At 55.2% G+C, this 13889-nt stretch carries 12 protein-coding genes; 9 read left to right on the top strand and 3 right to left on the bottom strand.

All coding sequences use genetic code 11. The annotated features are described in order from the left end of the window. Window positions 1-42: 42 nt before the first annotated feature. Both yfkAB and KIH86_RS06925 read left to right on the top strand, forming a co-directional pair. Entirely contained in the window at window positions 43-1179 is a 1137-nt protein-coding gene (gene yfkAB / locus KIH86_RS06930; RefSeq protein ID WP_223084869.1) for a radical SAM/CxCxxxxC motif protein YfkAB, read from the top strand. Between the two features lie 21 nt (window positions 1180-1200). Continuing rightward, entirely contained in the window at window positions 1201-2559 is a 1359-nt protein-coding gene (locus tag KIH86_RS06925) for a hemolysin family protein (RefSeq protein ID WP_407672249.1), read from the top strand. A gap of 121 nt (window positions 2560-2680) precedes the next feature. On the opposite strand, the gene KIH86_RS06920 is transcribed toward KIH86_RS06925, so the two are convergent. After that, window positions 2681-2977 (bottom strand): hypothetical protein, encoded by a 297-nt coding sequence (locus KIH86_RS06920; RefSeq protein WP_223084868.1) that lies wholly within the window; start codon window positions 2975-2977, stop codon window positions 2681-2683. On the opposite strand from KIH86_RS06920, the gene KIH86_RS06915 reads away from it, so the two are divergent. The 3 genes from KIH86_RS06915 to KIH86_RS06905 are packed head-to-tail and all read left to right on the top strand — an operon-like array spanning window position 2958 to window position 4062. Further along, entirely contained in the window at window positions 2958-3194 is a 237-nt protein-coding gene (locus KIH86_RS06915) for a spore coat associated protein CotJA (RefSeq protein WP_322098660.1), read from the top strand. The genes KIH86_RS06920 and KIH86_RS06915 overlap by 20 nt on opposite strands. Window positions 3195-3197: 3 nt before the next feature. Continuing rightward, window positions 3198-3464, top strand: a complete 267-nt coding sequence (locus tag KIH86_RS06910; protein ID WP_223084864.1) for a spore coat protein CotJB — start codon at window positions 3198-3200, stop codon at window positions 3462-3464. Between the two features lie 28 nt (window positions 3465-3492). Beyond that, on the top strand, window positions 3493-4062 hold the full coding sequence (locus KIH86_RS06905) for a manganese catalase family protein (RefSeq protein WP_223084862.1): 570 nt from the start codon (window positions 3493-3495) through the stop codon (window positions 4060-4062). A 111-nt stretch (window positions 4063-4173) separates the two neighbouring features. Here the strand turns inward: KIH86_RS06905 and KIH86_RS06900 are convergent, their stop codons facing one another. Then, entirely contained in the window at window positions 4174-4962 is a 789-nt protein-coding gene (locus KIH86_RS06900) for a carbohydrate ABC transporter permease (RefSeq protein ID WP_223086039.1), read from the bottom strand. 110 nt (window positions 4963-5072) lie between these two features. Beyond that, complete coding sequence (locus tag KIH86_RS06895) at window positions 5073-5963, bottom strand: carbohydrate ABC transporter permease (protein WP_223084861.1); 891 nt, start codon at window positions 5961-5963, stop codon at window positions 5073-5075. Between the two features lie 186 nt (window positions 5964-6149). Here KIH86_RS06895 and KIH86_RS06890 point away from each other — a divergent pair, with 186 nt between their 5' ends. The 4 genes from KIH86_RS06890 (at window position 6150) to KIH86_RS06875 (ending at window position 13438) form a co-directional block, all read left to right on the top strand. Continuing rightward, window positions 6150-8012, top strand: coding sequence for a sensor histidine kinase (locus KIH86_RS06890; RefSeq protein WP_235775296.1), 1863 nt, complete (start codon window positions 6150-6152; stop codon window positions 8010-8012). Next, window positions 8005-9654 (top strand): helix-turn-helix domain-containing protein, encoded by a 1650-nt coding sequence (locus KIH86_RS06885; protein WP_223084859.1) that lies wholly within the window; start codon window positions 8005-8007, stop codon window positions 9652-9654. The genes KIH86_RS06890 and KIH86_RS06885 overlap by 8 nt, the downstream gene beginning before the upstream one ends. Before the next feature lie 122 nt (window positions 9655-9776). Then, window positions 9777-11105: an extracellular solute-binding protein gene (locus tag KIH86_RS06880; RefSeq protein ID WP_223084857.1), complete on the top strand. Its 1329-nt coding sequence runs from the start codon at window positions 9777-9779 to the stop codon at window positions 11103-11105. 233 nt (window positions 11106-11338) lie between these two features. Beyond that, window positions 11339-13438 carry an alpha-galactosidase gene (locus tag KIH86_RS06875; protein ID WP_223084855.1) on the top strand — a complete coding sequence of 700 codons (2100 nt, stop codon included), beginning with the start codon at window positions 11339-11341 and terminating at the stop codon, window positions 13436-13438. Window positions 13439-13889 lie beyond the last annotated feature (451 nt).

Genomic DNA, 13889 nt, shown 5'->3' with positions numbered 1-13889 from the left:
TAATAATGTGAATAAGCAACTGCATCTGAAGGAGTTACGCCTATGAAAGCTATTCAATCCGAAACCTCTCAGCTCCGCGAGCTGTCGCCGGACTATGATCCGTGGGACCCGATCGTCTCTCTGCGCAAGTATGGAAGACATACGCTGACCAGCGTGGAAATGACCGTCACCAATCTGTGCAACATGCGTTGTGAGCACTGTGCGGTAGGGGACAGTCTGACCATGAAGGAAGGAGAAATGCTGCCGCTGAAGACGATGCTTGACCGGCTGGATGAGACGGAGCACCTGGAGACAATCAGCATAACCGGCGGTGAGCCGATGTTCCGGGCTTCCACCGTCGACGGGGTGATTGTTCCGCTGCTTCAATATGCCAAGAGCAGAGGACTGCGTTCACAGATCAATTCGAATCTGACGATGCCCTATTCCCGGTATGAGAAGCTGCTCCCTTACCTGGACGTTATGCATATTTCATTCAATTACGTGAACGGCGACGATTTTCACGAAGTCGGCTTCGCGGGCAGCGGTCATCCCGTCGCCAAAGAGGCGGCTTACCGTCTCTACGACACGATGATCGAGAACGCTGAACGGCTCAGCGCAGACGGAATGTTCATCTCGGCGGAGTCGATGATCAACTACCGGACGCACCGGAAGCTGCCGGAAATCCACCGGCTGATCGGCGACATGGGCTGCCGCAGACATGAGGTTCATCCGATGTATGCGTCAAGCTTCGCCTCGTCGCTGCCGATGCTGTCCCTGGCCGAGACAGCCGCCGCCATCCACACACTGCTGGACGCCCGCGACCCGGAAATGTGGATGCTCTTCGGGACGCTGCCTTTCTTCGCGTGCAGCGAAGAGGGACGCGATCTGGAGCTGATTCGGCGCCTGAGATCAGAGAAGAAGGTAACGGTCCGGAACGATCCGGACGGGCGGAATCGCGTCAACGTCAATTTGTTTACCGGAGATGTATTCGTGACAGACTTTGCGGACATTCCCGCCTTTGGAAATATTGCCGAGCGGAAGCTGGACGATATTTTTGCAGAATGGCAGGACCGCCATCACCTGAACCAGACGGTGAACTGTCATTGCGACGCCGCCGGTTGCTGCGGGCCTAATCTGTTGGTGAAAGATATGTACTATCCAAATCTGGACTTTAAATCGAGAAAAGCGATCACTTTGTAGAAATGAGGCGTTGTTATCGTGGTGCATACGGAATTTGAGATAGGAAGCTTAGTACTCAATCTTCTGCTCGTTCTGGTGCTCGTCTTCTTAAATGGGGTCTTTGTGGCCGCAGAATTCTCGCTCGTGAAAGTGAGGCAGTCCCGGTTGACCCAGCTTCAGACCGAAGGGAATAAGCTGGCGGCTTATGCGCTGAAGGTGAATCACCGCCTTGACGCCTACCTGTCGGCGACCCAATTCGGCATTACGCTCGCCTCGCTGGGACTCGGCTGGGTTGGCGAACCGGCTATATCCGAACTGCTGGTCGAGCCGCTAATGTTCAAGCTCGGGGTTACCGACCACGCGCTTATTTCTACCGTTTCTGTAGTTATAGGTTTCTGTATCATTACCTTCCTACATATCGTGCTTGGCGAGCTGGCCCCTAAATCGCTGGCCATTCAGAAGACAGAAGGCGCGGCGCTGCTGCTGTCGGCTCCCCTTATGTTCTTCTACAAGGTATTCTTTCCGTTCATCTGGGTGCTGAATGCGTCAGCCAACGGGCTGCTGCGGATGGTCGGCGTTGAACCGGCGAGCGAGGCAGAGGCCGCGCATTCCGAGGAGGAAATCCGCATTCTGATGAACCAGAGCGCCAAGAGCGGGGTCATCGACAAGGATGAAATGAAGCTGATGGACAATATCTTCGAGTTCTCCGACCTGCTTGCGCGCGAGGTGATGCTGCCCCGCACCGACATGGACTGCCTGTACACGAATTTGCCGGTGGAAGAGAACCTCAGAATCGTGTCGGAGACGAAGCATTCGCGTTATCCGGTAGCTTTTGAGGACAAGGACCGGATTATCGGTTTCGTACATATCACCGATTTTCTGCTTGCTTCGCCGCAGCAGCAGAGCGATCTCGCTTCGCTGGTACGCCCGATTCTGAACGTACCGGAGTCCATCGAAATCAGCCATGCGCTTCGGCTGATGCAGAAGAACCATTCCCAGATGACGCTCGTGGTGGACGAGTATGGCGGAACCGCCGGGCTGCTGACGGCGGAAGAAATTCTGGAGGAAATCGTCGGCGATCTGCATGATGAATTCGAGGATGAGCGCCCAAGCGTCGAGAAGCTGGAAGGCGGTTCCTACTCAGTGGATGGCCGTATGCTGATCGAGGATGTCAACGATCTGACCGGCATTCAGATTGAGGATGAAGAGGTCGATTCCATCGGCGGCTGGCTGTTCAAGGAGCTTGAGGGCAATCCGGCCAAGGGCAAACGCAAGATTCTGGACCATGTCATCTTCGAGGTAGAGGAAGCCACCCGGCTGCGGATTACCCGCATCAATATTCACCGGGAGCCGCCTGCATCCGGTGAGGAGTCTGCAGAGGAGCCAGGAGAGGACGACTAAGATCCGGGACGCCGCTCATACTCCCGAATAACATTTACATAAACCCGGCTTTCGCGTCATATGACGTGAAAGCCGGGTTTATTTGTGCGTCTGATTCTGTTTGGGGGAAGAGGGTCATAGATTAAATACGAAGATAACCCGGCTTTCGCCTACCCGGCACGGCCGGGGAAGCGAAGGAGGAAGTGCCGATGATTACGCAATCGCCGAGCATGCCGAACATGTCAAGCATGCCGAGTATGCCGGGCATGCCGAACATGTCAAGCATGCCGAACATGTCGAACATGCCTAGCATGCCTAGCATGCCGAACATGTCGAACACGCCGAACATGTCGAGCATGCCGAACATGTCGAGCATGCCGAACATGTCGAGCATGCCGAACATGCCGAACATGTCGAACATGCCGAGCATGCCGAACACGCCGAACTCCCAGGAACGTGTCTATCCGGTATTTGCGGGTCCGTTCGATCCCTGTCCGCCTATACACTGTAAGACGTACGTCGTTCCGCCACAGCTGTTCCTGGGCTTTCAGCCCCCGAATCTTCCGCAGTTCTCTCTGCCGGAAGCGCTAAGGGTGGGTACGCTGTGGCCTGCGCTGTCCAGCACGTACTGCCCGCAAGAGAGAGGAGGCGACTGAACCATGGAACCGACCCCCTGCGATCCCCGATTTTATGAGATGCTGGAGCAGCTGCAGACGCTGGATTTTGCCCTGGTGGAGCTTAATCTGTATCTGGATACCCACCCGACCGATCTCAAGGCTATTACGCAGTTCAACCAGTTGACTCAGGAACGCACGCGGTGCGCCAAGCAGTTTCAGGAGTTGTACGGCCCTCTGCAGAACTTCGGGCGAGCCTACTCCAAATGTCCGTGGGAATGGAACGAGCCGCCTTGGCCGTGGCAGGTGTAGAGACTGTAACGAAGAAGGAGGTTAACGCATGTGGGTCTATGAGAAAAAACTGCAGTATCCGGTCCGGGTTAGCAAATGCGATACGCGCATGGCGAAGTTTCTGATCGAGCAGTACGGGGGCGCGGACGGGGAGCTTGCCGCCGCCCTCCGCTATATGAACCAGCGGTATTCGATCCCGGGCAAAATTATCGGGCTGCTCACCGATATTTCCACGGAGGAACTCGCCCATTTAGAGATGATCGCGACGATGGTCTACAAGCTGACGAAGGATGCGACGCCGCAGCAGCTGGAGGAGGCCGGGCTAGGCGCTCATTACGTGAATCATGATTCGGCGCTGTTCTACGAGAATGCGGGGGGAGTTCCCTTTACGGCGGCCTATATCCAGGCCAAAGGCGACCCGATTGCCGATCTGTACGAGGACATCGCGGCGGAAGAGAAAGCACGGGCTACATATCAGTGGCTGATCAACATGACCGATGACGTGGACTTGATGGACAGTCTCAAATTTCTCCGGGAGCGGGAAATCGTGCATTCCCAGCGTTTCCGGGAAGCGGTAGAAATTCTGAAGGAAGACAGGGAATACAAGAAGGTATTTTAAGCAGGATTTCTAAACAGGGTTTCCCGGCTTGTTCCGGGCAGGCCGCATACGATAACGCAAAAGTCTCTCCACCGGCTGACGGTTGAGAGACTTTTGTGCTTCAAGGAGCGATCAGCCTTTAACGGCTCCGGCTACCACACCTTTGACAATGTATTTCTGCAGGAAGATGAAGACGACGATGGAAGGCAGCACCGCCATGACCATCGCGGTCATTGCATACTGCCAGTCGGATGTATACTGGCCGACAAAGGTATAAGCCGCGAGTGTAAGCGTCTTCGTATCCGGCGATCCGTTGACCATGAGCAGCGGCAGCAGGAAGTCGTTCCAGATCCACATAACATCAATGATGATAATCGTGGTGGTTACCGACTTCAGCAGCGGGAAGATGACACTGAAGAACAGCCGGAAGCCGGAGGCGCCGTCCATCGTGGCGCTCTCGTCAATTTCCCGGGGAATACCCTTGACGAATCCATGGTAGATAAAGACGGCAAGCGGCGCTCCGAAGCCCCAGTACAGCAGGCCGAGTCCCCATGTACTCTCAGAGAGACCAAGATTCTTGGCCAGCTGCAGCACAGTCAGCATGATGGACTGGAACGGAATCAGCATCGGCATGATGCACAGGATGTAAATGAAGCCGCTGAGCCGGGATTTGGTCCGGGCCAGCTTGTAGGCTGCGATGGAGGACACCAGAACAATGCCCGCAAGCCCGGTCACCGTAATGATCAGATTGTTAAGAAAGAGTCTCGGATAGTTGATGAACTTCCATACATAGGAGTAATTGTCGAATGCCAGATGCTTGGGCAGCGCGATCACGTCCGTCATAACCTCGCTGAAGCTTTTGAGCGAGTTGATGAGCGTCAGGAACAACGGATACAGGAACAGGAGAGATAGAAGGACCATGGCGACTTCGAGCGCGATTTTGCCCGGCGAATACGATTTATTCTTCACTTTCTCACCTCTTTGCGTCTGAAGAAGCTTGGCCGAACTGCTGGGCGTATAGGGTTTGTTCATCAGGCTTCCACCTCTCTGCGTTTGAAGAAGGCCAACTGGATCATCGTTACGATGAGCACCGCCACGAACAGAATGAGCGCTTTGGCTGTGCCGTAGCCGTACAGATTGTTCTGGAACGTGTCACGGTAGATGTCGTAGGCGATACTGTAGGTCGTTCCACCCGGTCCGCCGCCTGTAAGGGACAGAATAACGTCGAATACCTTGATCGAATTCGTTAATGCCATGAACACCGAAATGGTGACCGAAGGCGCGAGCAATGGAAGTGTAATGCTCCAGAATCTCCGGAAAGGACCAGCGCCGTCCACGGTGGCCGCTTCCTTCAGATCATCCGGAACGGACTGGAGACCGGCGATATATATGACCAGGTAGAACCCGATCGACTGCCAGATCGAGACGAGCAGAATAGAGATGAAGGCAAGTCCCGGCGTCCCCAGCCAGCTTAAATCAAAGATCCCCCAGCCTGTACTTTCGCTAAAAGAGCTGAAGCCCTGCATGAAAATGAATTTCCAGATGAATCCTACGATAACCAGACTAAGAATATACGGGATAAAGAAAGCGGCCCGCAGCCAGGAGGTCGTCTTCAGCTTCATATCCAGCACGACCGCGAGCGCAATCGCCAGCACATTGACCAGCACGATATAGAGAATGGCGTATTTGACAGTGAACAATGCGGCGCTTGAGAAATTGGAGTCCCCCATGAAAATCTGCTTGAAATTATCCAGTCCGATAAAGGTAGGATGCTTCGAAATACCGTTCCATTTGGTCAGGGAATAGCGGATGGTCATGGCGAACGGAATGTAGAAGGCGACGACGATACAGATCAGGACAGGCAGTGTGAACAGGCCGAACTCTGATCTGCCCCGCAAGCTTTTGCCTAAGGATTTGAACATGGCTGCACCTCTTTTTAATAGTGAAATGAATGCGATTACATCTTGCCACGCCTAACCGTTCGGGTTAGTCTATATGGTGACTATAGCTGTATTATAGAGTGCCTTTAGCTGCCGCAGAAATGGATTTAAGAGGACAGTTAGGGGTAAAAAGGTGAACGGAATGCAGAAGAAAGAAGGGGCTCACAAGTGAGAAGTAAAATTCTGCGAAGGCTGGAGGACTGGTTCGAGCCGGTAACCCGCAGGCTGGCGAATAAGCTGATTTTGACATTCACCATCATCATTGTGCTGGTCGTATCTTCCCTGACCTTTATTTCTTACAGCATGCTGAGAAGGGAATCCGTGAACAGCAGTATCGACAGTACCGGCAACAATCTGCTGCTGGTCGGACGCAATTTTGAGAGCTATCTGAAAGGAATCGAGCAGCTGTCGCTGCCGCAGATTTCCTATGATGAATTCAACTATGCGCTGCTGCATGAGTCGGAGGACTACGCCTCCAAGATGTATCTGGAGAGTTATTTGAAGAACTTATATTTTTCACGGAGCGATCTGGAAACGATTTATCTCTATATTCTCAAGGAACATAAATATTACTGGGTCACCAAGGAGAATTATAATATTACAGTGAGAGTCGCCGATCATCCTTCCATCGAGAATCTTTCCTGGTATAAAAGCGCGCTTGGAAGCTCGTCCAACCGTTCTTACCAATCCCTTCTGGAAGCGGGAGACGGCATATCGGCCGGAAAGTCATCTGCGGATTATCCGGTGGATTCCGGCCGGAGTTTCATGGGCTACCACCGCCTGTTCCGCTCCATTGTGACGAGAGAGCCGGAAGCGGTGCTGTCTCTCTATTTCAATTCATCCGGCGCGAATGAAATCATGAAGGATATTCCCTTTAGTGAGGGAGAGCATCTCATGTTACTTGGACCGGATAATGCTCCGTATATCGTCGATGACAAAGGCTTCTACAACCACAGCGTGAAATCGGGTCTGCTGTCCTCGCTGAACAAGGGAGAAGGGCGTTTTGTTCTGAAGGATGGCGGCGAGAAATATCTCGTCATCGCCAATACCGGCAGGTCTCAGAGCTGGAAGCTGGTGAAGCCGATTCCCTACAAAATGATCTACGAGGCGGCCACGACTACCCGAAGATGGAGCTTGAATATCGGCGTGCTGTTTCTCGTGATGTCCATTGTGCTGACCGGAGTTATCTCCACCCGGATCACCCGGCCGCTGAAGGAACTGTCTCTACAGATGAGACGGTTCGGCCAGGGGAGCTTCGATGCGGAGGCGAAGGTGAAAGGCAAGGATGAGATCGCTTATCTGTCCATGCACTTCAACAAAATGGTGAAAAAGACCAATGAGCTGATCAATGAGCGGTTCAAGCTGAAGATCGCGGAGAAGAATGCCGTTCTGAAAGCGCTCGAAGCGGAGATCAATCCCCATTTTCTCTATAACGCCCTGCAGGCGATCTCAACCCGTGCGCTGAAGAGCGGCAGCGCGGATATCGTCGAAATGGTGGATAATCTGGCCTTAACACTGCGCTATTGTGTCAGCGGAAGAGAAACGGTGACAGCCAGGGAAGAACTGAAGCATATCGAACGCTATCTGGCCCTGCAGAAGGCGAGATTCGGCGCCAGAATGCAGGTGGCCTATGATTGGGATGAGAGCCTCATGGAGCTCAGCATGCCGAAGCTGGCGCTTCAGACGCTGGTCGAGAATGCAATCAAGCACGGGCTGGAGCGGATTTCCAGTCCGATCACCATTACAGTTGCGGCAAGACTCGAAGGCGGCAGAGCCGCCATCTCGGTGCATGACGACGGCCCCGGCATCCCGCCGGAGCGGCTGGAACAGGTGAGACGCGCGCTGCGCAAATCCTGGGAGAATCACGGGGAAATAGAGCCGGACGGCTCAGGCGGCGGAATCGGACTCCGCAATCTGGATATGCGTCTGAAGCTGCTGTACGGCGAGGAAGCGGGACTTGAGATCGAGAGCGGACCGGGCGGAACCGTCATGTCCATGAAATTGCCGATGGGAGGGGTTAACCGTGCTTAGTGTGCTGATAATCGACGACGAAGAACCGCTGCGCGAAGCGATCCGAATTCTGGGAGATTGGAAGGGCCTTGGAGTGGATCAGGTCCTGGAAGCGGTGGACGGCCGCTCCGGGCTTGATATGCTGCGCAGCCGGAAGATCGACATTGCACTGGTGGATATGAAAATGCCTGAGCTGAGCGGCGCCGAATTGCTGCAGCTCGCCGAGCGGGAGTTTCCCGACCTGCTGATTATCGTGATCAGCGGCTATAATGATTTCGAATATACGCGCCAGGCGATCCGCTCCAAGGTGGTGGACTATCTGCTGAAGCCGGTCAATCGGACCGATCTGAACGCGGCGCTTCGCAAGGCGGTCGATGTGCTGGAGGCCAAGCGCCGGAAGGAGAGCGAGTTCATCAGCCGGAACATCACGCTCAACATGTCGCTGCCCAAGCTGAAGGAGAAGCTGTACCTGTCGATCATTCGGCGGACCTTCAAGGCCTCCGCCAATGAAGGCCTGCTCCCGCTGATCGGGGGCCGGACACCGGGAAGCCGGTATGCCGCCGGTCTCGTCCGGATCATGAATCTGGACGCGATTGTTCGGGTACGCTTTAACGGGGACCGGGATCTGCTGCATTTCGCGGTGACCAACGTTATCGGCGGGATTGGCAACGACGGCATTGAGGGGTTCAGCTTCGCAGCCCACGGCACCCGGGGGGACCGTGATTTCGCGGTCATTCTGACCATGGCTCCCGGCAGCGCGGGCGATGCGGCGTACTACTCCCGCCGGTACATGAGTCAGGCTGCTGCGGCGCTGAAGGAGCTGCTGGGCGCGGTGGCCTTCATCGGTCTCGGCGGGCCGTGCGGTGATTGTCTGGAGCTTGCCTCTTCCTATGAGGAAGCGAAGGCAGCGCTTGAAGGCATCAATCTGCTGAAACGGGACGGGGGATCGAATTTGGCGGCGGCGGACCGGAAGCCTGCTGCTGATGTTCCATCGCTGACTGCACGGATGCCGCTGATCCGGGGCGCGCTGGAGAACGGCGGGCTGAATCAGGCCAAGAGCGTCATCGGCGAATACCTCAGGAAATGGAGCGAGACCGGCTCCTTCACCCTGGGAGACGCCGACCGCGCGCTCCGGGAATTCACAATCCTGCTTCAGGATGTGGCGCTGGAGTTGGGGGCTTCGGCCGAACGGGGAACCCGTCCGGCCGCGAATGAAGCGGCGGGCGGCAGCTATGGCGGAGACTATACTTCTTTTGAGGAATTCGAGTCGCTCCTGTACCGGATTCTGGAGCTTCATTATGGTGATGTAGCCCGTACCTCTTCAGGCAACGCGCCGGAGGTGCTGGAGCAGATCAAATCCTATGTGGACAATCGCTATTATGAAGATATTAAAATTTCCGTGTTCACGGACAAATATTTTTTGAGCAGGGAATATCTGATGAAGCTGTTCAAGGCCCGTTACGGCTACGGCATTCATGAATATGTGCAGAAGGTGAGAATGGACAAGGCGAAGGAGCTGCTCGGAGATCCGGACCTGAAAATCCAGGAAATCTCCGAAATGCTGGGCTATCGGGACAAAAATTATTTCAGCAAGGCGTTCCGCAATTACTTTGATTGCTCGCCTTCGGAATACCGCTCTCTTCAGCAGGCTGAACAAAAATGAACCGCTTTCAAAATTACACTTTTTTACCCCTATCTCTTCACTTATCTACATTCTTATCTTGTCGCAATTTATTTAGAATTGACCTCGAAGACCAAGATGCATGAGGAAAAGGGGGCAACAAGATGTTGAAGAAAAGTATAGCCTTATCCGCCAGTGTGCTGCTGATAGGCGGCCTTCTGGCTGGCTGCGGAGGGAACAACACGGGCGGCGGGAATGCCTCGGCAACCGCAGGAGCCGGCTCCGGAGCCGCAAGCTCCGCTGACTCCGACAAGCCTGTCACCATTAACATGTTCACCGCCTCTCCCGAGTACACAGACGCTTTCAATGCTTATATTGCCGAATACAAAAAGGTCAAGCCTAACGTGACCATCAATCTGGAAATCATGCAGGCGGACTACAACACCGTGCTGAAATCCCGCATCGCCGCCGGCAGCACGCCGGATGTGTTCCAGACGACCGCCGGGGGAGACATCGACACGTTCGCGGAATACAGCGCGGATCTGACGAATGAGCCGCTCGCGGCCGCCATGACGGACGCCGTGCGGGCCAATATGACCTCCTCGGACGGCAAGGTGCTCGGACTTCCGATCAAAGGCAACCTGTTCGTCCTGATCTATAACAAGAAGCTGCTGACCGAAGCCGGCATCCAGAATCCTCCGAAGACACTGACAGAGCTGAACGAGGACATCACGAAGCTGGAGGCCAAGGGAATTACGCCTTTCGCCAATGCCTATAAAGAATGGTGGGTATGGAAGCATGTCTTCCAGCATTTTGTGGACGCTGCGGCGCAGGATGCTGGCACTGATGCCAAGACCCTCGTCTCCGACTTCATTGCGGGCAAGACGACCTTCAAGGATCATCCGGTGCTGTACAACAACTTCTTTGACTTTATCGATACGACCGTCAAGCACGGAACGGACAAACCGCTCGAACGCGACAGCAACGCGGAAATCAGCGATTTCGCTTCCGGCAAGGCGGCCTTCATGACTGGCAAGGGAGCTTGGGACGAAGACGCGATCAAGAAGATCACCCCTGACTTTGAGCTCGGCATTGCAGGTTATCCCGTCAGCGACAAACCGGAGCAGGCGGTCATCATTACCGGCGCTGACCAGGCGCTGCGGATCAATAAAGACTCGAAGGTAGCCAAAGAGACGATCGAGTTCTTCAACTGGCTGTATACTTCTGATTACGGCAAAAACTGGTTCTCCGGGGTAGCAAAGGTGATTCCTCCGATCAAGGACGCTCCGCTGCCGGATCTGGATATGCCGAAGCAGATGGAGGAAATTCTCAAGACCGAGAAATCCGGCGATCTGTCGGTTAACTACTCGCTCGACACGTTCCACCAGAAATTCGGCGAGCTGATGCAGGCCTATATCGGCGGCAGCAAGTCGAAGGACCAGACGATCGATGAAATCCAGAAGGCATGGATTCAGTTTGGTTCTGCGCAATAAACGGAAATCAGTAATCGGTAATCTCACATCACCTCTTTAAGGATAAGCGGGCGCGCACCGCGAAGCTTCGGCTTCGCCGGCTGTCGGCCCGCTTTTGGCATAAACCGCTCGACACAACAAGATTAGACAAGATAGAGTAAAAGGTGACAATGACAGGGTGAGCGGGTTATTGTAAAATAACTCGGACATGATAGCGTATTCACTACTCACATGGCGAAAGGTTGGTCACATACATGAGCGAACGAATCAGCATTGCCGAGAACGGGCTGCATCTGGAACTGGAAATCCACGAAGGGGATGTCCGTCTTCTGCATTTCGGCGCCTTTCCTTATACGGAAGGCAGCATTCAGGAGAAGAATAAACCGGGCTTCCGTCTGCTGGAGGTCCAGCTGTCCGGCGAGGACCGGGCGGAATATCACGGACGTACGCACCGCGCTTCGTATCCGGGCCTGCGCATGGTATATGACGGACACCGCGACACGGCGGGAGAAGCGGGCCGCAAGCTTGAAATCACCCTCAAGGACCCCGTTACCGGGCTTCGGGCGGTTCAGCATATCCAGTTCTTTACCGGCATCTCTATTGTCCGCTGTTGGACAACTCTGCATAACGGCGGGCAAGCTCCCGTTGGTGTGGAGTACGTCTCGTCCTTCGCGCTCACTGGTGCGGACAAGGAAGGGACAGGCGACCGCAGCGATAAGATGGAGGTGACGCTCGGCCACAGCGGCTGGTCCAGCGAGCTTCAGTGGAAGACCTACACGCTGCCCGAGCTCGGCATGTCCCATTTGGCGGACCGCGGCTCGAAGCGGATCGCTGCCAGCAATACCGGCTCCTGGTCCGCAGCGGAGCTCATGCCGATGGCGGTTATGACCAACAAGGAGCATGGCTCCAGCCTCTTCTGGCAGATCGAGCACAACGGCTCCTGGCACTGGGAGCTAACCGACCAGTATGATCAGCTGACACTGCTAGCCGGCGGGCCGACGGAGCATGACAATCACTGGTGGCTGAATCTTGCGCCCGGCGAAGAGTTCGTCTCCGTGCCTGTGGCGGTGGGATCGGCAATGGGCGGCTTCCGGGAGGCCGCGGGAGCGCTGACGGCTTACCGGCGCGTAATCCGCAGACCGAATGATGACAACCGCCTTCTGCGCGTCATCTTCAATGACTATATGAACTGTCTGTGGGGCAACCCCACGACGGAGAAGCTGCTGCCGCTCATTGATGCCGCGGCGGATATCGGCTGCGAATACTTCTGTATCGATGCCGGCTGGTATGCTCCCGGCGAATGGTGGGACGGCGTCGGAGAGTGGCTCCCTTCCAAGGAACGCTTCCCGGAAGGGATCAAATACGTGCTCGATTACATCCGGAGCAAGGGTCTCATCCCCGGCCTCTGGCTGGAGATCGAGGTTATGGGCATCAACAGTCCGAAGCTGGCCGACACGGACGACAGCTGGTTCTTCATGCGCCACGGACGGCGGGTGATGGACCGGAGCCGGTATCAGCTCGATTTCCGCAATCCGGCGGTTATCGCGCATGCCGATTCGGTGATTGACCGGCTGGTGAACGAATACGGTGTCGGCTATATCAAGATGGATTACAACATCAATGCAGGCATCGGCACGGAATCGAACGCCGACAGCTACGGCGCCGGTCTGCTTGAACATAACCGTGCTTATCTCCGCTGGATTGACGGTGTCTTCGCCCGGTATCCGGAGCTGGTCATCGAGAACTGTTCCAGCGGCGGAATGCGGATGGACTACGCGATGCTGAGCCGCCACAGCATTCAGTCGACAAGCGATCAGGAGAATTATGTGAACTTCGCTTCGATCGCTGCCGGGGCGCCCGCCGCGCTGACGCCGGAGCAGGCGGCGGTGTGGTCTTATCCCCTGCGGGAAGGAGATGACGAGGAGGTCATCTTCAACATGGTGAACGCGCTGCTGCTGCGCGTCCACCAGAGCGGCCATCTCGCGGAGCTCAGCCCGCGCCGGCGCGGACTCGTCAAGGAGGCGCTGGATCTGTACAAGCGCCTCCGAAGCGACATCGTCGAAGCGCTGCCGTTCTGGCCGCTCGGGCTGCCGGACGCGGACGCCGCAAGCGGCTGGATCAGCCTGGGCCTTGCGAGGGGCGACCGCCGGTACATCGCCGTCTGGAGAACCGGCGGGGATGAGCCTGCCGCCGAGCTTAATCTGAAGGAGCTCGCGGGCCGGGAGGCCGATGTCTCCTGCATTTATCCCCGTGAGCACGGCTGCAGTCTGGAGTGGAGAGCGGAGGAGGGCGTGCTTAAGGCCGCGATTCCACCGGGAATAACGGCCAGACTGCTGGAGCTTACCCTGAAGTAACCGAAGACGGCATGAAGAATGAAGAAGGACCCGCCAGCCGCGGATTGCGGCTTGAGCGGGTCCTTTTTTACGTCAGGAACACAAGGGTCAGCCCTTCAACGAGATTAGCTGGAGTATCGTCCGTGCTTTCGCCTGTCCTTATGGCCGGCCTGAATATCCGCGGCTCCTATGTAGAGAATATTCGACCGAATGAAGCACCTTGCCAAGCCGCTTTCTCAGCATTGATAGCCCCTCCTTATCGGTTGGCAGGGCGTATTCTGCGGGAATGGGCGCAGGGCCGTTTCGAAATTACTTCAATTTTTAATAAAAATAAGAGGTTTCCCCCAGAATAAAGTCTGTTATCTAGTCTAATCGAACTAATTTTCAAACATAAATGTAAAAAATTAATTAAATTATTCGATATATAAAGTAGAGCAAACGAAAATCTTCTCGAAAACGCTTCTATGTCGAA

The organism is Paenibacillus sinensis (assembly GCF_019904155.1).
Taxonomy (GTDB): domain Bacteria; phylum Bacillota; class Bacilli; order Paenibacillales; family Paenibacillaceae; genus Paenibacillus_AQ; species Paenibacillus_AQ sinensis.
The sequence above is the reverse complement of the archived record's forward strand: the minus strand, read 5'-3'. Positions and strand labels throughout refer to the sequence as shown.